The organism is Marinobacterium sp. LSUCC0821, assembly GCF_012848475.1.
In the GTDB taxonomy this organism is placed as follows: domain Bacteria; phylum Pseudomonadota; class Gammaproteobacteria; order Pseudomonadales; family Balneatricaceae; genus Marinobacterium_E.
Window position 1 is genome coordinate 2,301,707 of record NZ_CP051666.1, and the last position, 20,599, is coordinate 2,322,305.

Here is a 20,599-nt window from a genome sequence, read left to right on the forward strand (position 1 = left end):
TACTATGAATCCCAACTACTTGGATTTTGAACAGCCTATCGCTGACCTTGAAGCGAAGATCAATGAACTACGTCATGTTGGCGAAGATAACGCAGGTATTAACCTCTCGGATGAGGTCTCTCGTCTGCGTGAAAAGAGCCAGTCACTTACGCGCTCGATCTTCTCTGATCTATCTGCATGGCAGGTCTCTCAGCTAGCGCGTCATCCGCAGCGTCCTTACACACTTGATTACGTAAAGCACATCTTCGATGAGTTTGAAGAGGTGCATGGCGATCGTCATTTTGCCGATGACCAAGCTATTGTTTGTGGTCTTGCGCGTATTGATGGTCGTCCAGTGGCGGTTATCGGTCACCAGAAGGGTCGTGAAGTTAAAGAGAAGGTGCGTCGGAACTTCGGTATGCCGCGCCCTGAAGGCTACCGTAAAGCGCTTCGCGTAATGGAGATGGCAGAGCGTTTTAAAATGCCAATCCTTACCTTTATTGATACTCCAGGGGCATACCCAGGTATCGATGCTGAAGAGCGTGGCCAATCTGAAGCGATCGCTTTCAACCTAGCGAAGATGTCTAAGCTGAAAACCCCAATCATTGCGACTGTAATTGGTGAAGGTGGTTCAGGTGGCGCATTGGCGATCGGTGTCTGTGATGAGCTACTGATGCTTCAATACAGTACCTACTCAGTTATCTCCCCAGAGGGTTGTGCTTCAATTCTTTGGAAGAGTGCAGAGCGCGCATCAGATGCGGCTAAAGCGATGGGTATTACATCAGAGCGTCTTCATGAGCTTGGTCTGGTGGATAAGATTGTTGGTGAACCGCTTGGTGGTGCACACCGTGATCCAGCGTTGATGGCAGCTAGCCTTAAACAGCAGTTGGTCGCTTCACTCGACAAACTGACTGATCTTGAGCATAGCGCTCTGCTTGAGCGTCGTTACCAGCGCATCCTTTCCTACGGCGCTATCGATCGCTAATGAAGACTCAATCTGCCGCACTGGTGAAAGACCATTTGCGGCAGTTTTTCTCTCAAAACGAACATGTCCCTCACTGGTATGTCGGCTTTAGTGGTGGTTTAGACTCCACCCTTCTCTTAGTTCTTGCGGCAGATCTGCTCTCTAAAGAACGACTTACCGCTGTTTATATCAATCATCAACTCCAGTCTGCTGCGAATGATTGGCAAGGTAGATGCCAGGGTGTTGCTGATGCGCTGGGTATTCCCTACAAGGCAATTCAAGTTGATTGTGCATCTAGCTCTGAATCGGCTGCACGTGAAGCGCGTATGGGTGCTTTTCAAGCAGTGTTGCCTGCAAATTGTGGATTGCTACTAGCTCATCACGCAACAGACCAGGCGGAAACGCTGCTGATGAGGCTGATTCGCGGTACCGGTGTTTCAGGTGCTGCGGGTATGCAATTTCAGCGCAGGTTTGGCCTGGGTGAAATGTTTCGCCCATTTCTGTATTTAACTAGAAGGCAGTTGGAGCAAGCTGCGCAAGAGCTTAAGTTAAGTTGGGTGGAGGATCCCTCCAATCAAAATAGCGATTACACACGTAACTTTATTCGCCAGCAGGTAGCCCCGCTAATTGAAAGTCGTTGGGTAGGCTGGGATAAAAATATCGCTAAAGGATCTGCTCGATTTGCTGAAGCTGATGAGCTGCTTAAAGAGCTTGCGGATGCAGATATTTTAAAACTAGTTGAATCGCAGAAGCTAGATCTGACAGCGTTTGCTCAGCTATCACTAGCGAGACGAAAAAATGTTATCTATCGTTGGCTCGGCAAGTACCTGCAAATGGTACCCTCGAGTGATCTGGTTGAGCAGTTAGCGTCGCTTGCTCTTAATGCGAAGGGTGAATGGCTTGTTTCATCCATTACACTGCATGCTTACAAAGGCTATCTCTATCTTGAGCAGGTAAGGCCGTTTGCAACTGACTCCTGTGAATGGATCTCTCCCTCAGTATCCTGCCAATTTACATGCGGTGAATTACGCTTATCACAAGGTGAGTGTAATGATGTTTTGCACGTTCGAACGCGAATCGATGGTGAGAAAGTGCTAATACCCCAGCGAGGCGGTCAGGTTGCTATAAAAAAACTGATGAATGAGCAGCAAATTCCTCCTTGGCATCGTGGCTTATGGCCAGTAGTTGAACTGAATGGAAAAGTGATCTCTATCCCGGGTGTCTGGGAAGATGAATCGATCCCTTTTTCTATAGAATTTAAGGTAAATTCAGCCCCTTAATGTTTGTGGATTATCCACTCTTTTGGTAGACTGATTTCCCATCTTGAGTTCGCAAGGACTCCCCCTAAAATATCGATTTTGCAGGTTTCTGATGACGCGTTATATCTTCGTCACCGGTGGTGTTGTGTCCTCTTTGGGCAAAGGCATCGCTTCCGCATCTCTTGCTGCTATTCTTGAGGCTCGTGGCCTTAAGGTAACCATGCTCAAGTTGGACCCATACATCAACGTCGATCCAGGTACGATGAGCCCTTTCCAGCACGGTGAAGTGTTTGTTACTGAGGATGGTGCAGAGACCGACCTAGACCTTGGTCACTATGAGCGCTTCATCCGTACCACAATGACGAAACGTAACAACTTCACAACAGGTCGAATCTATCAGCATGTTCTTCAGAAAGAGCGTCGTGGTGATTACCTTGGTGGTACTGTTCAGGTTATCCCACACATCACTGATGAGATTAAGCGCCGTGTTATTGAAGGTGCGGGTGATGCAGATATCGCACTTTGTGAAATTGGCGGTACTGTTGGTGACATCGAGTCGTTGCCATTCCTTGAGGCTGTGCGTCAGCTGAAAGTTGAGCTAGGTTCAAACCGTGCGCTGTTTATGCACCTGACACTTGTCCCATACATTGCTACTGCGGGCGAGATTAAGACCAAACCATCTCAGCACTCTGTAAAAGAGCTTCGCTCAATCGGTATTCAGCCTGACATTCTAGTATGTCGTTCCGATTTCGCTCTGCCTGAATCTCAGGCTAAGAAGCTTTCTATGTTTACCAACGTTGAAGAGCGTGCCGTTATCTCGCTTCCGGATGCAGATACCATCTACCGCATTCCTTCAATGCTTGCTTCGCAGGGGCTTGATGAGATCGTTGTTGATCGCTTCCGTTTAGACTGCCCTAAAGCGGATCTTACAGAGTGGGATCGTGTAGCTGATGCATTCCTAAATCCAGAAGGTGATGTAACTATCGCGATGGTCGGTAAGTACATGGAGCTTCTAGATGCCTACAAGTCGTTGATAGAAGCAATTTCGCATGCAGGTATCGCGCATCGTAAGAAAGTTAAGATCGAATACATCGATTCTGAGCGCGTTGAGCGTGAAGGTGTAGAGATCCTTAAAGGCTTCAGCGGTATTCTTGTGCCGGGCGGCTTTGGTGAGCGCGGTGTCGAAGGTAAGATCGAAGCGGTTCGCTATGCACGTGAAAACAAAGTGCCTTACCTAGGTATCTGTCTAGGTATGCAGGTTGCAGTTATCGAGTACGCGCGCAATGTTGCGGGTATTCAGGGTGCAACCTCTTCTGAGTTTAAGAAGGATGCGGAGCATCCAGTTATCGGTCTGATTACAGAGTGGAAAGACCATACCGGTGAAGTTGAACAGCGTACAGATAGTTCAGATCTTGGCGGTACTATGCGTTTGGGTGCACAGCTTTGTCACTTAAAAGCGGGCTCACATGTAGCAGAAGCCTACGGCTCTACTGAAGTGACAGAGCGTCACCGTCACCGTTACGAAGTTAACAATACCTACGTGGATCAGCTAGAATCGGCTGGCCTAGTTATCTCTGGTCGTTCAACCGATGGTGAGCTTGTAGAAGTTGTAGAGGCTCCAGACCACCCTTGGTTTGTCGCTTGTCAGTTCCACCCTGAGTTCACATCGACACCGCGTGATGGGCACGGATTATTTAAAGGTTTCATAACAGCTGCGCTTGCACACCAAGCGAAAGCTTAATTTTAGGAGTTAGGGACGATGTCTAAAATCGTAGAAATTAAAGCCCGCGAAGTACTCGATTCGCGCGGAAATCCAACCGTTGAAGCGGATGTGGTTCTAGAGAACGGAATTCTCGGAACTGCTTGTGCACCATCAGGTGCATCGACTGGTTCACGTGAAGCGCTTGAGCTTCGTGATGGTGATAAATCACGTTACCTTGGTAAGGGTGTTCTTAAAGCTGTTGGTGCTATCAACTCTACTATCAAAGCGGCTCTTGTTGGCATGGATGTAACTGATCAGCGTGCACTTGATAACAAGATGCTTGAGCTAGACGGTACCGAGAACAAGAGCAACTTAGGTGCTAATGCTATCCTTGCAGTGTCACTTGCAGCGGCTAAAGCGGCAGCGCAGGCTAAAAATGTCCCACTTTATCAGCACATTGCTGAGATAAATGGTACGCCAGGTCGTTACTCTATGCCTGTGCCAATGATGAACATCCTTAATGGTGGTGAGCACGCAGATAACAACGTAGATATTCAGGAGTTCATGGTACAGCCTGTTGCTGCTAAGAACTTTGCTGAAGCGCTGCGTTGTGGTGCAGAAATTTTCCACGCCCTAAAAGCTGTTCTTAAAGCACGTGGTCTTAACACTGCTGTGGGCGATGAGGGTGGTTTTGCACCTAACCTTGCCTCTAACGAAGAGGCACTCGTTGTTATCAAAGAAGCTGTTGCTAACGCAGGATACGAACTTGGTAAGGACGTAACGCTTGCGCTTGATTGTGCATCTTCTGAGTTCTACAAAGATGGTAAGTACGATCTTTCTGGTGAAGGTAAAGTGTTCGATTCTGAAGGCTTTGGTGACTACCTTAAAGCACTTAGCGAATCGTACCCAATCGTCTCTATTGAAGATGGTATGGATGAGTCTGACTGGGAAGGTTGGGCTAGCCTAACTAAGAAGATCGGCGATAAAGTTCAGCTAGTGGGTGATGACCTATTTGTAACGAACACTAAAATCCTAAGCCGTGGTATTGAGCAGAGCATTGGTAACTCAATCCTGATTAAATTTAACCAGATTGGTTCGCTATCTGAGACACTTGATGCGATTAAGATGGCGCAGGATGCAGGCTTTACAGCTGTTATCTCACACCGTTCTGGCGAGACTGAAGATACAACGATTGCAGATCTTGCAGTGGGTACAGCGGCTGGTCAGATCAAGACCGGTTCACTCTGTCGTTCAGATCGTGTAGCTAAATATAACCGCCTTCTTCGTATTGAAGAGGAGTTGGGTGCTGCTGCGGTATACCCAGGCTTGGCAGCAATCAAAGGTCAAGCTTAAGTAAACATGATATAAAAGGGGGCCTAGCCCCTTTTTTTGTACAGGGATGTAATTTTGCTGCGGGCACAGGTAGGTGTAGGAGCAGTATTTTTGGAGTCCGTTCTTGGTTCGCTGGTTCTGGTTGATTCTCTTCTCTTTGGCTTTACTGCTGCAGTATCGATTGTGGTTTGGCGAGCCTAGCCTCCCTCAAGTTTGGAATTTGAAAGATCAAATTGAAGAGCAGAAGCGTCATAATCAAGTTTTGCTCGAACGCAACACGCAGCTAGAGGCTGAAGTGCGTGACTTAAAGCAGGGCTTATCAGCTCTTGAAGAGCGAGCTCGATCTGAGATGGGAATGATCGTTAAAGGTGAGACCTTTTTTCAGGTCGTTAAACCCCTATCACCTGCTGGAAAAGTGAATGAATAAATTTCCCCTAGAGTCTTTTGCTTTCCTTAATGGCCAGCCAAATGTCACCGCAACCCTTCGCCAATACCCTGAAGACTTTATTGTCCAAGAGGATTTGGGATATGAGCCGGAAGGTGATGGTGAGCACCACTATCTATACATCCGTAAAATTGGTGAAAACACCGATTGGGTTGCACGCCAGCTAGCCAATTTCTGCCAGGTGAGTCCAAGAGATGTGGCGTATGCCGGCAAGAAAGATCGTCACGCGATGACTCAGCAGTGGTTTAGTGTGCATCTTCCAAAAACACGCCGGACTATAAATTGGGCGCTTTTTGGGGGCGATTCGATCAGGGTTCTTCGTTCTGAAAAGGGCCGTCGCAAGATCAAGTTAGGCAATCTTAAGGGTAATCGTTTCGATATCACTCTTAGAAATGTCTCAAATATGGAGACTCTGCTTGAGAGAGTAGAGTTTCTTAAAAACGGCGTACCAAACTATTTTGGTGAGCAACGCTTTGGGCAAGAGTTTGGTAACCTCTTCTATGGTGCAGCTATGTTGGCCGGTGAGCATGAGGAGCGCGCTCGTCATAAGCGTGGGCTCTATATCTCAGCCATTCGTTCTTACCTCTTTAACTGCACCTTGTCCGATCGAATCAATCAGAAGCGCTGGTCATTACCTGAGCTAGGTGATGTGCTCATTGAAGATTACACACAGCGCTGTCAGATTTTTGAACAGGATAATTCTGAACAGCTAGCTAGATTTAATGCGTTAGATCTTCACCTAAGTGCACCGATGTGGGGGCAGGGTGAGCTCTATTCTAACTCTGCAGTGGCAGAGCATGAGCAAGCGGTTGCTGATCGCTATCCAGATCTTTCAAAGGGTTTGGAGCAGTTAGGTTTAAGGCAGGAGCGAAGAGGTATGCGTTTGGTGCCACGAGACCTTGAAGTTGTCGTAAGGGGTGAGGGAGAATGCACCCTAGGGTTCTCGTTACCTTCGGGTTCATTCGCGACCAGTATTTTGAGAGAGTTGTGTGTTTGGGATAGCGCTCAAACACTCTATGAATAGTTATAAGAGAGTTTAATTATGCATATTTTGGTTTCGAATGATGACGGCGTATATGCTCCAGGAATTAGAGTACTCGCTGAGTATCTAATGGCAGCAGGTCACCGCTGTACCGTTGTTGCGCCAGATCGTAACCGCAGTGGTGCGAGCAACTCTCTTACGCTTGATAGACCGCTAGATGCGATTAAGCACAGTAGTGGTTTCTTTGGTGTGGATGGTACGCCAACAGACTGTGTGCACCTTGGCGTTTCGGGGATTTTCTCTGATGGTGATATCCCAGATATCGTTGTATCTGGTATCAACGCAGGTGCCAACCTAGGTGATGATGTTGTCTACTCTGGGACTGTCGCTGCAGCGACCGAAGGACGTCACCTTGAGTATCCGCCCATCGCAGTTTCTGTAGCTAACTACCATCCGAAACATTATGAAACTGCCGCTAAGGTTGTGGTCGATATGGTTGCTAATATCAATGCACTGAATGTTGCACCGCGTACGGTGATCAACGTTAATGTGCCGGACTGTCCAATTGAAGAGCTCGCTGGTGTGCAAATATGTCGTTTAGGGCATCGCAGTGCAGGCGAGAAGCCTATAGCTACCGTCGATCCTAGAGGTCGCACGCGTTACTGGATTGCTCCAGTGGGTAAGGCTGAAGATCGCTTTGAAGGTACCGACTTTTTTGCTATCGAAGGTAACTATGTGGCGGTAACCCCTCTTCAGCTTGATATGACCCGTTACAGCGATATGGATGGCGTTGCTGATTGGTTGGAGAGCTCTGAGTGAGTGAGCAGCTCCATCAAGGGATAGGAATGACCTCTAAGCGAACACGCGATCGGCTGATTGCGCGTTTGCGTGAACAGGGCATAACTGATGAGGCGGTGCTTGAGACGATCGCTGAGACACCTCGCCATCTCTTTATCGATGAAGCCTTATCCCACAAAGCGTATGAAGATACTGCGCTTCCTATTGGATTTAATCAAACTATCTCGCAGCCCTACATCGTAGCCAGAATGACAGAGCTTCTACTGGAGTTTGGCGCTAAAGATAAGGTGCTTGAGGTAGGTACGGGTTCGGGTTATCAAACCGCGGTATTAGCAAAGCTTTGCCAGAAGGTTTTCAGTGTTGAACGTATCCGTCCTCTCCAGGAGCGAGCGGCCAAGCGTCTAACACTTCTTGAGATGTTTAACGTATCGCTATTTCATACTGACGGTGGCATGGGTTTGCCGCATGAAGCACCCTTTGATGCAATTTTAGTGACAGCCGCTCCGCCTGAGCTTCCCGAGTCGCTTAAAGAGCAGCTCGCAATTGGTGGTGTTCTGGTTGCTCCAGTGGGTGGTGATGAACAGCGATTGATTCGCATTTTGCGACGCAGCGATTCGCATTTTGAGAAAAAAGAGATAGAACCGGTTAAATTTGTACCCCTGCTACAGGGCTTGGTAAGTTAATTTTTGAGGTTTGTGTGAATCAGGTAAGAGATACATTGGCGTACGTTAAGCTCTTTCTTAAAGGTCTTCTAATGGGTGCTGCAGATGCGGTTCCGGGTGTCTCGGGGGGGACGATAGCCTTTATAACAGGTATCTATGAAGAGCTCATTCACTCCATTCGTCGATGTGATCTATCTGCCCTCAGTGTTCTTTTTAAAGAGGGTGTGCCTGCCGCTTGGCGATACATCAATGGTAACTTCTTAGTTGTTCTTCTATTGGGTATCACTGCGAGTATTTTGACCCTTGCTCGCCTGGTGCTATTTCTTCTAGCGGAACATCCGGTTCTTCTGTGGTCATTCTTCTTCGGTTTGATATTGGCATCAACTTGGAGTGTTGTGCGCCATGTTCAGGGTTGGAGTGGCAATCGCATCTCAGTTTTTCTGCTAGGCACCGTTTTAGCCTATCTAATAACATCGCTCACACCTTCAGCCATTGTTGTAACGCCTGTAACGATTTTCCTATCAGGCATGATCGCTATTTGCGCAATGATACTGCCTGGGATCTCCGGTAGCTTTATCCTCCTTCTATTAGGGATGTACTCCGCCATTCTTGGTGCAGTAAAGGAGCTAGATCTATACACGTTAGCTATTTTTGCAGCGGGTGCCCTGGCTGGCTTATTGGCCTTTTCTCGAGTGTTAAGCTGGGCGTTTAATCACTATCGCTCTATGACTTTGGCGCTACTAGGTGGTTTCTTACTTGGCTCGTTGAATAAGGTGTGGCCGTGGAAATATACCCTAAGTTACACGATCAACAGCAAGGGTGTGCAGGTGCCTTTGGTTGAGCAAAACGTCTCTCCTAATGCCTTCACTGATCTGACTGGTGGGGTAGCCCAGGTTGAGTTTGCAATCGCTCTGGCTGTAGTTGGCTTTGCACTGGTTCTTGTTATTGACCTCTGGCCGCGAAAAGGGCGATAGGTTGTTGGTAAAGGCACTAACGGTACTCTTAACTCTGCTGCTGATTGGTTGCGGCGGTGGTTATGCGACTGTCTCTGATCAATCACTAGGCCCCAATACACGTCGTCTGTCCGCTGATGAGTATCGTGTGCAATCAGGCGATACCTTGGCTGCCATCGCGTTTCGATTTGGTATTGATTACCGTGAATTGGCTCGAATCAACGGTATTGAAAACGAAGATAAAATCTATTCGGGCCAGATTCTGCGAACTAAGGGTAATCCAGTTTCTAAGCCCTCTTCTGCTGTTGCTAAGAGGAAGCCAGTCTCTAAAGCGGCTTCTAATTCCTCCTCTAAACCGTCCTCTAAACCTGAGAGTGATCCTGCTCCTAAGCCGGCGCCAACAAATTTTGTTTGGTCTTGGCCATATTCTGGCAAGCTTCTTGCAGGGTTCTCATCTAAAGAGGGTGGTAACAAGGGTATAGATCTCTCCGGTAAGCTGGGAGACCCAATTAAAGCAGCGGCCGATGGTCAGATTGTTTATGCGGGAAGTGGCTTGCTTGGATACGGGAACCTTGTCATTATCAGTCATGGTCAGGACTTTTTGAGCGCTTATGCTCATAACAGTCGAATACTGGTCAAGGAGAATCAGCAAGTTAAAGCGGGTGATGTGGTTGCAGAATTGGGTAATACCGGAGCAACACTTCCTATGCTTCACTTCGAGATTCGAAAAGATGGAAAGCCGGTTAATCCTTTAGGTTACTTACCTAAGCGTTAACTCAACTCCATCGGGCTGTCTTCCCTCATCACGTTTAGATATGTAGGTGAGTGTATTATGAATTCTGATATCAATATCGAGTTTGAAGATCAAATCGATGATGAGGTGATTTTGTCTGACGACGAAGTAGACGACACCAATCAGGTTGATTCCGACATAGATACTGGGCGAGGCTCTGGTAGCCGTGCTCACGATGATCTTATGTCCGCTAAAAGCTTCGATGCGACGCAGCTCTATCTCAACGAAATCGGGGTTCCAAACCTACTCACCCCCGATGAAGAGAAGCATTTCGGCCGTCTAGCGCTACAGGGTGATATGCCCGCGCGTCAGAAGATGATTGAGTGTAACTTGCGCTTGGTTGTTAACATCTCTCGCCGCTATCTAAATCGCGGCCTCTCACTTCTTGACCTAATTGAAGAGGGTAATCTGGGGCTTATTCGCGCGGTTGAGAAGTTCGATCCGGGTCGTGGCTTCAGATTCTCGACCTATGCAACCTGGTGGATTCGCCAAACAATAGAGCGGGCTATCATGAACCAGACGCGAACCATTCGCCTCCCTATCCATATAGTAAAAGAGCTTAATGGTTATCTTCGTGTTGCGCGTGAGTTATCACTCACTATGGATCGTGAGCCAACAGCCGTTGATATAGCAGCGCACTTAGGTAAAGACCCAGTTGCTGTAGATAAGATTCTTAAGCTAAATGAGCGAGTCGGTTCCCTCGACTACACCTACAGTGGCGATGATGATGACCGCTCATTAACTGAAACAATTGCTGATGAGAACTCTTTGGGCCCAGAGGATCAACATCAGAGTGATGATCTGCACTCAAGCCTAGAACGCTGGTTGTGCGAGCTTCCCGATAAACATGCCGATGTGTTGGCGAGACGTTTTGGTCTTAGGGGGTACGATGCAGCTACTCTCGAAGTTGTGGGTGATGAGATCGGTTTAACCAGGGAGCGTGTTCGTCAAATTCAAGTAGAAGCACTTAAACGGCTGCGTGTGATTTTTGAAGAGAATGGTTTGGATGCCGAGGTTCTTTTTCAGAACACCTAAGTCAATTTTGATTTAGCGTTCTAGTAGACCAAATTTATTCGCTTTTCCATTCCACTCTTCAGCATCACTGAGTGGCTCAGTTCGATACTTTATATTTGGCCAAACTTCTGCAAGCTCTGCATTAAGGTTGTAGAACTTATCCTCTTCGGGGAGTAGGTCATCCTCGTGCTTAATAGCCTTTGCCGGACATTCTGGTTCACAGAGTGCACAGTCAATGCACTCATCAGGATGAATAACAATAAAGTTAGGACCTTCATAGAAACAGTTAACCGGACAGACATCGACACAGTCAGTGTATTTGCACTTGATACAGTTCTCGGTCACGACAAAACTCATTGTCTAATCCTCAGTCTCTATTATCTTCAGTATAGATCAACGTTTGCTGCTTAGCGCCTTGAGCTCATAAAGAATATCTAACGCCTCACGAGGTGTTAGCTCATCCGGATTGATCTTCTCCAACCTTTGATCACTCTCTGACGGTACCGGTGCGATGAAAAGATCACTCTGAAGTGGCCGCTCCACTTTCTCTTTGTGAACCGTTGCAGGTCGATGAGGGGATGCTTGGCTCTCCTCCTCTAACTGTATAAGTTTTGTTTTGGCCTTTTGGATCACACTTTTCGGCACGCCAGCAAGCTGAGCGACCTGCAGTCCATAACTTTGACTAGCAGGACCTGATTGCACCTCATGCATGAAGACAATGTGATCGTTATGCTCAACAGCTGTTAGGTGTACGTTTTCAACTTCACTAATTAGATCTGCAAGTTGGGTCAGCTCAAAATAGTGTGTAGCGAATAGTGTTAATGATTGTGACCTCTCGGCTAAGTACTCCGCTGCAGACCAGGCGAGGGATAGGCCATCAAAGGTGCTGGTTCCGCGTCCAACTTCATCCATCAGTACCAGTGATCTTTCGGTCGCATTGTGAAGAATGTTTGCGGTCTCAGTCATCTCAACCATAAAGGTTGAGCGTCCGCCAGCTAGGTCGTCAGATGAGCCCATTCGTGTAAATATTTGGTCTGTTACACCAATGGTTGCGCTCTCTGCTGGTACATATGAGCCAATTTGTGCCAGCAGGGTGATCAACGCAATTTGACGCATATAGGTTGATTTACCACCCATGTTTGGACCGGTAATCACCAGCATGCGCTGTTCGTGATTGAGTTGCGTATCGTTCGCGACAAATGGGGTATCGAGAACCTGTTCCACGACAGGATGGCGGCCACCATGAATTTCGATCTGTGCGCTATCCACCAAATTTGGGCGATGGTATTCAAGTGTCGTCGCTCGTTCTGCAAGGTTGCGAAGCAGGTCGAGTTCAGAGAGTGCCTCGGCAGAGTTTTTAAGAGGTATAAGTTTTTCTGCTAGGGTCTCTAAGATCTCATCATAGAGCGCCTTCTCGCGGCTAAGTGCTCTTGATTTAGCGCTTAGAGCCTTATCTTCGAATGTCTTAAGCTCTGGGGTAATGAATCGTTCTGCATTCTTGAGAGTCTGTCGACGCTGATACTCTGCAGGGATCTCAAACTGCTGCACCTTACCTACTTCAATGTAGTATCCGTGCACACGGTTATAGCCTACTTTGAGGGTTGCGATGCCAGTGCGCTCACGTTCACGCGTTTCAAGATCAATAAGATAACTGCCGGCATTCTCGCTAAGGCCTCTTAGCTCATCCAGTTCAGCATCATAGCCCTCTGCAATCACACCACCATCACGAATCACGACTGGAGGATTCTCTTTAATTGCCCTAAGCAGGAGATCGGCTAGCTCAGGGAAGGTGCTGATATTTGTTGCCAGTGATGATAAATGTGATGTATCGCAATTCTCCAGAAGCGACTGGATCTGAGGTAACTGATGTAACGCGGTTTTAAGACGCTCTAAATCACGAGGTCTTGCTGAACGAAGTGCGATACGCGATAGGATACGTTCCATATCACCAATCTGACGAAGGTGGTCATCAAAAAGCTCAAATCGATACTGATCTATAAGCCAGGCGATCGCGCTTTGGCGAGACTCTAACGTTTTAATGTTACGCAGTGGTCGGTGAAGCCAGCGGCGCAGTAAACGTGCCGCCATCGGTGTGCGGGTGCGATCAATAACCGAAGCGAGAGTCTGTTCAGTGCCGCCGCTAAGATTTAGGTCAATCTCGAGGTTTTTACGTGTAGCGGCATCGATATGTACAGCCTCACTGCTCTTTTCAACGGCAATGGAGTTGATGTGTGGAAGCGCACCGCGTTGGGTATCACGAGCATACTGCATTAAGCAGCCGGCAGCGGCGATAGCAAGATGCATACCTTCACAACCAAATCCTGAAAGATCTTTGGTTTTAAATTGATCGTTTAGCAGTCGAATCGAAGTTTCGAATTCGAAAGCCCAAGGGGGTTGTCTGCGTAAGCCAGTATTGCGAAGGAATTGAACCCAAGGATGTTCGTATAATTCGTCTGGAATGAGAAGTTCTGCTGGACGAAGACGGCCGAGCTCGGTTTGCGCTGCAAGTTCAGACTCATGTTCAGAGACATGAAATCGGCCAGCACTTAGGTCAAGTACCGCAATGCCGTAGCGCCCTTTAAGCTCATAGATAGCAGCTAAAAGATTATCGCGGCGCTCATCAAGTAGGGCTTCGTCTGTAAGGGTTCCGGGCGTAATAATGCGAGCAACTTGGCGCTCAACAGGCCCTTTGCTTGTTGCAGGGTCACCCACTTGTTCACAAATAACAACAGATTGGCCAGCTCTTACAAGCTTGGCAACGTAACCTTCGGCAGCGTGAAATGGAACGCCGGCCATGGGAATAGGTTCACCGGCGGACTTTCCACGTGCAGTTAGAGAAATATCTAGTATTTCAGCGGCACGTTTAGCATCATCAAAGAACAACTCATAAAAGTCCCCCATACGATAAAAGAGAAACTCATGTGGGTGCTCAGCCTTGATGCGAAGATATTGCTGCATCATTGGAGTGTGTTGAGAAAGTGCTGGGTTATCGCTGGCCATGATTCTGTTAGTTCGGTGTTTTGTAAACGCAAAATATAGGCGTTTGATTCTACGCGAATTATTGGGCTAGGGAACCTTGGATCGTAAAAAGCCTAGCTAGGGCTGATAAACCAAGAGCAAGAAACCTAGAACATGAAACCAAGATAGCAAAATTTAGGGAGATAGGGTTGATGGAAAACGAGTTGTCAAATATTGCTGAAGCCCTGAGGTCGAAAGGTTTAATGTTGGCAACAGCTGAGTCTTGCACCGGCGGTGGTATTGCAGAGTATTGCACATCGGTTGCTGGAAGTTCTGAGTGGTTTGATTGTGCTGTAGTCTCATACTCCAACGAAGCTAAGCAGAAACTTTTAGGTGTTAATAGTGATACGTTATTAACTTATGGAGCTGTCAGTCATGAAGTGGCGACAGAGATGGTTACAGGTCTTTTAGCAAATACAAATGCGGATGTTGGAATCTCCGTAACAGGGATAGCAGGACCTGGCGGTGGGTCGGATATTAAGCCAGTCGGTACTGTATATATCGCTTGGGGAATGAAGAAAAAACCAGTTCTAGTTAAGAAATTCCAATTCGCTGGCAACCGAGAAGCGGTCAGAAAAAGTTCTGTGGAGGCTGCAGTGACGGGGCTTGTGAGCTACCTGCAGGATTAATTTTAAACTCAAGCTTGCAATCTTTCAGATCTGTGATTAAATACTGGTTATTAATACAGTATTTTAGTTGAGGTACTACTCATGGATCAGAATCGTCAAAAAGCACTTGATGCTGCACTATCTCAGATCGAACGCCAATTTGGTAAAGGCGCAGTCATGCGCATGGGCGATCAACCGCGTGAAGCTATCCCATCAGTTTCAACGGGTTCACTAGGACTAGACATCGCACTGGGTATTGGCGGTCTGCCTTTTGGTCGTATCGTTGAGATCTATGGTCCGGAGTCTTCTGGTAAAACAACACTGACTCTGCAAGTAATCGCAGAAGCGCAACGTGTTGGTAAAACCTGTGCATTCGTTGATGCTGAGCATGCACTGGATCCTATCTACGCCGAGAAACTGGGTGTTGATGTAGATGCGCTTCTTGTTTCGCAGCCAGATACTGGTGAACAGGCGCTAGAAATCACTGATATGTTGGTGCGCTCAGGTGCAGTGGATGTAATCATCGTCGACTCAGTTGCAGCACTTACACCAAAAGCGGAAATCGAAGGCGAGATGGGTGACTCTCACGTAGGCCTGCAGGCTCGTTTGATGTCGCAGGCACTGCGTAAGCTTACCGGTACAGTGAAACAGTCAAACTGTCTGTTGGTGTTCATCAACCAGATCCGTATGAAAATTGGTGTTATGTTCGGTAACCCAGAGACAACAACTGGCGGTAACGCACTTAAGTTTTACGCATCAGTTCGTCTAGATATTCGCCGCACAGGTGCTGTGAAGCAGGGTGATGAAATCACCGGTAACGAGACACGCGTGAAGGTTGTTAAGAATAAGGTTGCACCACCATTCCGTCAGGCTGAGTTCCAGATTATGTATGGCAGCGGTATCTACCATATGGGTGAAGTAATCGACCTTGGTGTGCAGCAAAAGCTGATTGATAAGAGCGGTGCTTGGTATGCTTACAATGGCGATAAGATTGGTCAGGGTAAAGCTAATGCTGCGAAGTTCCTTGAAGAGAATCCAGCGATTGCAAAAGAGATCGAAGCTGAAATTCGAAATCAGTTGCTAGCGGCTCCTAAAAAAGGAAAAGCTGACGATGCCGATGCTGGTGAGAGCAACGCAGGGTTAGAATTTTAAGAAGTTGTAAGGGGTCGAAAGACCCCTTTTTATTATGTCTAAATCTAATTTCCCACTTGAAAAAGAGTCAGAGATCCGAGCATTAGCTTTTAATTATCTGGCGCGTCAAGAATGCACTCAAAAACAGTTGCGCGACAAGCTGCTTCGAAGAACCGAGCAGGTCGAGCTGGTTGAAAAAGTTCTTAAGCAAATGGTTGAGGATGGCTATCAGTCAGATCAGCGCTTTACTGAAATCTATGTTCGCCAAAAAAGTGAATCGGGTCAGGGTGCAATCAAAATTATCTTTGATCTCAAGCGTAAAGGGGTCGATGAGCAGCTCATAAAGCGTTGTTTAGCCTCACAAGAGTCGGATCCTAAGCAGTTAGCGCTGGAGTATTTGCGCAGAAAATTTGGCTTAGTTGCGGCCAGAGACCAAAAAGAGAAGGCTAAATGGATGCGTCATATGGCTGGGCGTGGATTTGGCTTTGATGAGATATCCTTCGCTCTGCGATACCAGCAGCAAGATCCTGATGAGTGGCTCTGAACCTAGTTTTAATTCTAAACACTGTCCTGTTCTTCGCTGTGCTTAGCGAAATCGCGTGAAAATCAGCTTCCCCTCTTCGAACTACCTCGCTCTTTGTATATAATTACGCGCTATTTTGCCGAGCTTGCGTCTTATTGGGTGCTTGTTAACTATCGGCGACCATTTTTTGAAGATTGAGACTTGGTTCAAACCTATGAAAAAGATGACCAGCGCGGAGATTCGCCAAGCGTTCCTTGACTACTTTAAGGGTCAGGGCCACGAGGTGGTTCCAACAAGTCCGTTGATCCCTGGAAACGATGCTACGCTGCTTTTTACCAATGCGGGCATGGTTCAGTTTAAAGATGTTTTTTTGGGCGATGATAAGCGTAACTATTCACGCGCGACCACTGCTCAGCGTTGTGTGCGTGCCGGCGGTAAGCATAATGACCTTGAAAACGTTGGTTACACCGCTCGTCACCACACCTTCTTTGAGATGTTGGGTAACTTCAGTTTCGGTGACTACTTCAAAGAGGATGCGATCCGCTTTGCTTGGACCTTCCTGACAGAGGTTCTAGGTCTTCCTAAAGAGCGTCTATGGGTAACTGTTCACCATAGCGATGATGAAGCTGAAAAGATCTGGAAAGAGACCATGGGTATCGACCCAGAGCGTTTCTCAAAATTAGATGAAGATAACTTCTGGGCAATGGGTGACACAGGTCCTTGTGGTCCTTGTACTGAAATCTTCTTCGATCACGGTCCAGAAATTTGGGGTGGCCCACCAGGCTCGCCTGAAGAGGATGGTGATCGTTACATCGAGGTTTGGAACGTTGTATTCATGCAGTACAACCGCTCTGCTGATGGACAAATGACGCCGCTTGAGCGTCCATCTATTGATACCGGTATGGGTCTTGAGCGTATCGCTGCTGTTATGCAGGGTGTGCATAGTAACTACGAGATCGATTTGTTCCAGAATCTTCTTGCCGCAGCAGCTGAAGCTGTCGGAACTCAGGATCGTGATAGCAAGTCACTGCGTGTAATTGCCGACCATATCCGCTCATGTTCATTCTTGATTACTGATGGTGTTACACCATCGAATGAAGGCCGCGGTTATGTGTTGCGTCGTATTATTCGTCGCGCTATTCGTCATGGTAATAAGTTGGGCGCTAAAGGGGCATTCTTCTACAAGCTTGTTGCTCCTCTCGTTAAAGAGATGGGTGAAGCTTACCCAGAGCTTGCAAAGATGCAGGATCAGGTTGAGCGTGTACTTGCAAAAGAGGAGGAGCAGTTTGCTCGTACTCTAGATAACGGTATCGCCCTTCTTGAAGAGGTTATTGCTGGCCTTAATGGCGCGGTCGTTCCAGGTGAAGCGGTATTTAAGCTTTACGATACCTACGGATTCCCAGTTGATTTGACTGCGGATGTTGCGCGTGAGCGTGAGCTTACCCTTGATATGGAAGGGTTCGAAGCGGCTATGGATGCACAGCGTGAGCGTGCGCGCGCTTCTGGCTCTTTCAGCGTTGATTACAACGATAAGCTTGAGCTTACCGGTGAGACTGAGTTTAGCGGCTACGAACATCTTGAAGATCGTGTAGCTGTCTCTGCGATATACAAGAATGGCGAGTCTGTTTCTGAATTAAGCGCTGGCGAGTCAGGTATCGTTGTGATGGCTCGTACCCCGTTCTATGCAGAATCGGGTGGCCAGGTCGGTGACACAGGTTCGTTGAACTGGGATCGTGGAAGCTTCTCGGTTGTTAACTGTACTAAAGAGAGTCGTAACCACTTACACCATGGCTCTGTTGCTGAAGGTGTTCTCAAGGTTGGCGATCAGGTTGTTGCAGAGGTTAATAAAGCGCGTCGTCTGGCTGCTGCTCTTAACCACTCTGCGACTCACCTTTTGCATGAAGCACTTCGTCGCATCTTGGGTGATCATGTACAACAGAAAGGCTCGCTCTGTAATGATGAGCGTCTGCGTTTTGACTTCTCTCATTTTGAAGCAGTTACAGCAGAAGAGCTAAAGCAGGTTGAAGCGATTGTTAACGCAGAAATTCGTGCTAACAGTGCTGTTGAAACTGAGATCATGGCCATTGATGCTGCAAAAGCTAAGGGTGCTCAGGCGCTCTTCGGTGAGAAGTATGATGACGAAGTACGTGTTCTCACTATGGGTGGCGACTTCTCGGTAGAGCTATGTGGTGGTACGCATGCGAAGCGTACTGGCGATATCGGTTTGATGAAGATTATCTCTGAATCAGGCATTGCCTCGGGTGTCCGTCGTATTGAGGCTGTTACCGGTCAGGTTGCAATGCAGTGGTTTGAGCAGAGTGAAGAGATTCTTGCTGAGCTCTCGTCGATGGTCAAAGGCTCGCGTGACTCTGTTGTTGCTAAGTTCCAGTCACTCAACTCACGTACACGTGATCTTGAAAAAGAGATCGAGCGTTTGAATGCTAAATTAGCATCAGCTCAGAGTGGTGATTTGATCTCAGCCGCAGTGGATGTTGATGGTATCAAAGTACTCGCAACTGAAGTTGAGGGTGTTGAGCCTAAAGCGCTACGTGATCTACTCGATCAATTGAAAAATAAACTGGGCTCAGGTGTTGTTGTTCTTGCTGTTAAGGATGGCGACAAAGTGAGCATGGTAGCTGGTGTTACAGCTGACCTAACTAGTCGAGTGAAGGCCGGTGATCTGATCCGTGATCTAGCTACGCAGTTGGGTGGTAAGGGTGGCGGTCGTCCTGATATGGCTCAGGGCGGCGGTACCGATGTGGCAGCATTGCCAAAAGCAATTGCTAGTGTGGCTGATCTCGTTAGAGCAGCTGGCTAAGTTAAGACCGACTCTTATTGGATAGATAGAGAAATGGCTTTATACGTACAGAAATATGGTGGCACTTCAGTAGGTTCAGTTGAACGTATCGAAGCTGTTGCAGACAAAGTTAAGCGCTTTAAAGAGCAGGGACACGACATCGTCGTTGTAGTCTCAGCTATGAGCGGTGAGACAAACCGTTTAATCGGTTTGGCTAAAGAGATTCAGGAAACACCTGATCCACGCGAATATGATGTGCTTGTATCAACTGGAGAGCAGGTAACTATCTCTTTGCTCTCAATGGCCCTAAAAAAACGTGGTCTTGGTGCTCGTTCATTTACTGGTGGTCAGGTTCGTATCCACACTGATAGCGCACATACTAAAGCGCGTATTCAGGATATCGATACCACAGTTATGCGTGCTGAATTAGATGCAGGTAATGTGGTTGTGGTTGCTGGTTTCCAGGGTATGGATGACGAAGGCAACATCACAACCCTAGGTCGTGGTGGTTCTGATACTACCGGTGTAGCACTGGCTGCAGCTCTAAAAGCGGATGAGTGTCAGATCTACACTGACGTTGATGGTGTCTACACCACTGACCCGCGTGTCGTTGAGAGCGCGCGTCGCCTAGATAAGATTACATTTGAAGAGATGCTCGAGATGGCAAGTCTCGGCTCTAAAGTTCTTCAGATTCGCTCTGTTGAATTTGCTGGTAAATACAAAGTTCCATTACGTGTACTGTCGAGCTTCCAAGATGGTGGCGGCACACTGATTACTACTGAGGATGATAACAACGTGGAAAATCCAATTATCTCTGGTATCGCGTTTAACCGTGACGAAGCAAAGCTAACAGTACTTGGTGTGCCTGATCTGCCTGGCGTAGCTTCACGCATTCTTGGCCCTATCAGCGACGCGAACATCGAAGTTGATATGATTGTTCAAAACGTAGCTGCAGACCAGACAACAGACTTCACCTTTACCGTACACCGTAACGATTACGATAAAGCGCTATCAATCTTGAATACCATCTCTACCGAGCTCAAAGCGCGTGAAGTGAAGGGCGATAACAAGATTGCTAAAGTCTCTATCGTAGGTGTTGGTATGCGCTCACATGCGGGTGTTGCGAGCAAAATGTTCACAACACTTGCACAAGAGAATATCAACATTCAGATGATCTCTACCTCTGAAATTAAAGTCTCTGTTGTGATCTCAGAGAAGTACATGGAGCTTGCTGTACGCGCGCTGCATTCTACTTTCGACTTAGATCAGGCAGAAAATGTTGCAGAATAGTGGCGTAATTTGAAATCTGGGCTAGACTCAATTTGATAAAGATTACTGGGCTGAATGGTTCGGCCCAGTCAAACGCCATTAAATGGACTTTGGAGCGCTAGATGTTAATTCTTACCCGCCGTGTTGGTGAAACCCTTATGATCGGAGACGATATCTCAGTAACTGTTCTGGGTGTTAAGGGTAATCAAGTACGTTTAGGTGTTAACGCACCTGATGACATTTCTGTACATCGTGAAGAGATCTATCAGCGAATCCTCGATGAAGAGGGTGAAGCGAGAGAAAACTCGTAACTTTTTCATAGAAAAGGTTTAACTTTAACGGCCCGTCTTGTACTATACGCGCCGTTGTA

19 protein-coding genes are annotated in these 20,599 nt (G+C 47.4%); 17 read left to right on the forward strand and 2 right to left on the reverse strand.

Annotated features, from left to right (window positions below; translation table 11 throughout):
• The first annotated feature begins 4 nt into the window (after positions 1-4).
• From accA to rpoS, 11 genes are all read left to right on the forward strand, one after another.
• Complete coding sequence (gene accA, locus HH196_RS11240; RefSeq protein ID WP_169452206.1) at positions 5-964, forward strand: acetyl-CoA carboxylase carboxyl transferase subunit alpha; 960 nt, start codon at positions 5-7, stop codon at positions 962-964.
• Entirely contained in the window at positions 964-2,223 is a 1,260-nt protein-coding gene (tilS, locus tag HH196_RS11245) for a tRNA lysidine(34) synthetase TilS (protein WP_169452207.1), read from the forward strand. The genes accA and tilS overlap by 1 nt, the downstream gene beginning before the upstream one ends.
• A 91-nt stretch (positions 2,224-2,314) precedes the next feature.
• Positions 2,315-3,943, forward strand: a complete 1,629-nt coding sequence (locus tag HH196_RS11250; protein ID WP_169452208.1) for a CTP synthase — start codon at positions 2,315-2,317, stop codon at positions 3,941-3,943.
• Positions 3,944-3,961: 18 nt separating this feature from the next.
• On the forward strand, positions 3,962-5,257 hold the full coding sequence (eno, locus tag HH196_RS11255) for a phosphopyruvate hydratase (protein ID WP_169452209.1): 1,296 nt from the start codon (positions 3,962-3,964) through the stop codon (positions 5,255-5,257).
• A gap of 103 nt (positions 5,258-5,360) precedes the next feature.
• Positions 5,361-5,663, forward strand: coding sequence for a cell division protein FtsB (ftsB, locus tag HH196_RS11260; RefSeq protein WP_169452210.1), 303 nt, complete (start codon positions 5,361-5,363; stop codon positions 5,661-5,663).
• Positions 5,656-6,705 (forward strand): tRNA pseudouridine(13) synthase TruD, encoded by a 1,050-nt coding sequence (gene truD, locus HH196_RS11265; protein ID WP_169452211.1) that lies wholly within the window; start codon positions 5,656-5,658, stop codon positions 6,703-6,705. The genes ftsB and truD overlap by 8 nt, the downstream gene beginning before the upstream one ends.
• 18 nt (positions 6,706-6,723) lie before the next feature.
• Complete coding sequence (gene surE / locus HH196_RS11270; protein ID WP_169452212.1) at positions 6,724-7,482, forward strand: 5'/3'-nucleotidase SurE; 759 nt, start codon at positions 6,724-6,726, stop codon at positions 7,480-7,482.
• A gap of 26 nt (positions 7,483-7,508) precedes the next feature.
• Entirely contained in the window at positions 7,509-8,144 is a 636-nt protein-coding gene (locus HH196_RS11275; protein ID WP_371807859.1) for a protein-L-isoaspartate(D-aspartate) O-methyltransferase, read from the forward strand.
• 14 nt (positions 8,145-8,158) lie between these two features.
• Positions 8,159-9,097, forward strand: a complete 939-nt coding sequence (locus HH196_RS11280; protein ID WP_248276860.1) for a DUF368 domain-containing protein — start codon at positions 8,159-8,161, stop codon at positions 9,095-9,097.
• A gap of 4 nt (positions 9,098-9,101) precedes the next feature.
• Positions 9,102-9,851, forward strand: a complete 750-nt coding sequence (locus HH196_RS11285; RefSeq protein WP_211160794.1) for a peptidoglycan DD-metalloendopeptidase family protein — start codon at positions 9,102-9,104, stop codon at positions 9,849-9,851.
• Between the two features lie 57 nt (positions 9,852-9,908).
• Positions 9,909-10,904, forward strand: a complete 996-nt coding sequence (gene rpoS / locus HH196_RS11290) for an RNA polymerase sigma factor RpoS (protein ID WP_169452215.1) — start codon at positions 9,909-9,911, stop codon at positions 10,902-10,904.
• A 12-nt stretch (positions 10,905-10,916) separates the two neighbouring features.
• On the opposite strand, the gene fdxA is transcribed toward rpoS, so the two are convergent.
• Together fdxA and mutS are read right to left on the reverse strand one after the other, a co-directional pair.
• Complete coding sequence (fdxA, locus tag HH196_RS11295) at positions 10,917-11,240, reverse strand: ferredoxin FdxA (protein ID WP_169452216.1); 324 nt, start codon at positions 11,238-11,240, stop codon at positions 10,917-10,919.
• A gap of 36 nt (positions 11,241-11,276) precedes the next feature.
• Complete coding sequence (gene mutS, locus HH196_RS11300) at positions 11,277-13,883, reverse strand: DNA mismatch repair protein MutS (protein ID WP_169452217.1); 2,607 nt, start codon at positions 13,881-13,883, stop codon at positions 11,277-11,279.
• A 170-nt stretch (positions 13,884-14,053) separates the two neighbouring features.
• Here mutS and HH196_RS11305 point away from each other — a divergent pair, with 170 nt between their 5' ends.
• The 6 genes from HH196_RS11305 (at position 14,054) to csrA (ending at position 20,540) form a co-directional block, all read left to right on the forward strand.
• Complete coding sequence (locus tag HH196_RS11305) at positions 14,054-14,530, forward strand: CinA family protein (RefSeq protein WP_169452218.1); 477 nt, start codon at positions 14,054-14,056, stop codon at positions 14,528-14,530.
• A gap of 81 nt (positions 14,531-14,611) precedes the next feature.
• Positions 14,612-15,661 (forward strand): recombinase RecA, encoded by a 1,050-nt coding sequence (recA, locus tag HH196_RS11310; RefSeq protein ID WP_169452219.1) that lies wholly within the window; start codon positions 14,612-14,614, stop codon positions 15,659-15,661.
• 34 nt (positions 15,662-15,695) lie between these two features.
• Complete coding sequence (locus HH196_RS11315) at positions 15,696-16,184, forward strand: regulatory protein RecX (protein ID WP_169452220.1); 489 nt, start codon at positions 15,696-15,698, stop codon at positions 16,182-16,184.
• 202 nt (positions 16,185-16,386) lie between these two features.
• Positions 16,387-18,981: an alanine--tRNA ligase gene (gene alaS / locus HH196_RS11320; RefSeq protein ID WP_169452398.1), complete on the forward strand. Its 2,595-nt coding sequence runs from the start codon at positions 16,387-16,389 to the stop codon at positions 18,979-18,981.
• Between the two features lie 33 nt (positions 18,982-19,014).
• On the forward strand, positions 19,015-20,250 hold the full coding sequence (locus HH196_RS11325; protein ID WP_169452221.1) for an aspartate kinase: 1,236 nt from the start codon (positions 19,015-19,017) through the stop codon (positions 20,248-20,250).
• A gap of 101 nt (positions 20,251-20,351) precedes the next feature.
• Positions 20,352-20,540: a carbon storage regulator CsrA gene (csrA, locus tag HH196_RS11330; protein WP_169452222.1), complete on the forward strand. Its 189-nt coding sequence runs from the start codon at positions 20,352-20,354 to the stop codon at positions 20,538-20,540.
• Positions 20,541-20,599: the final 59 nt, after the last annotated feature.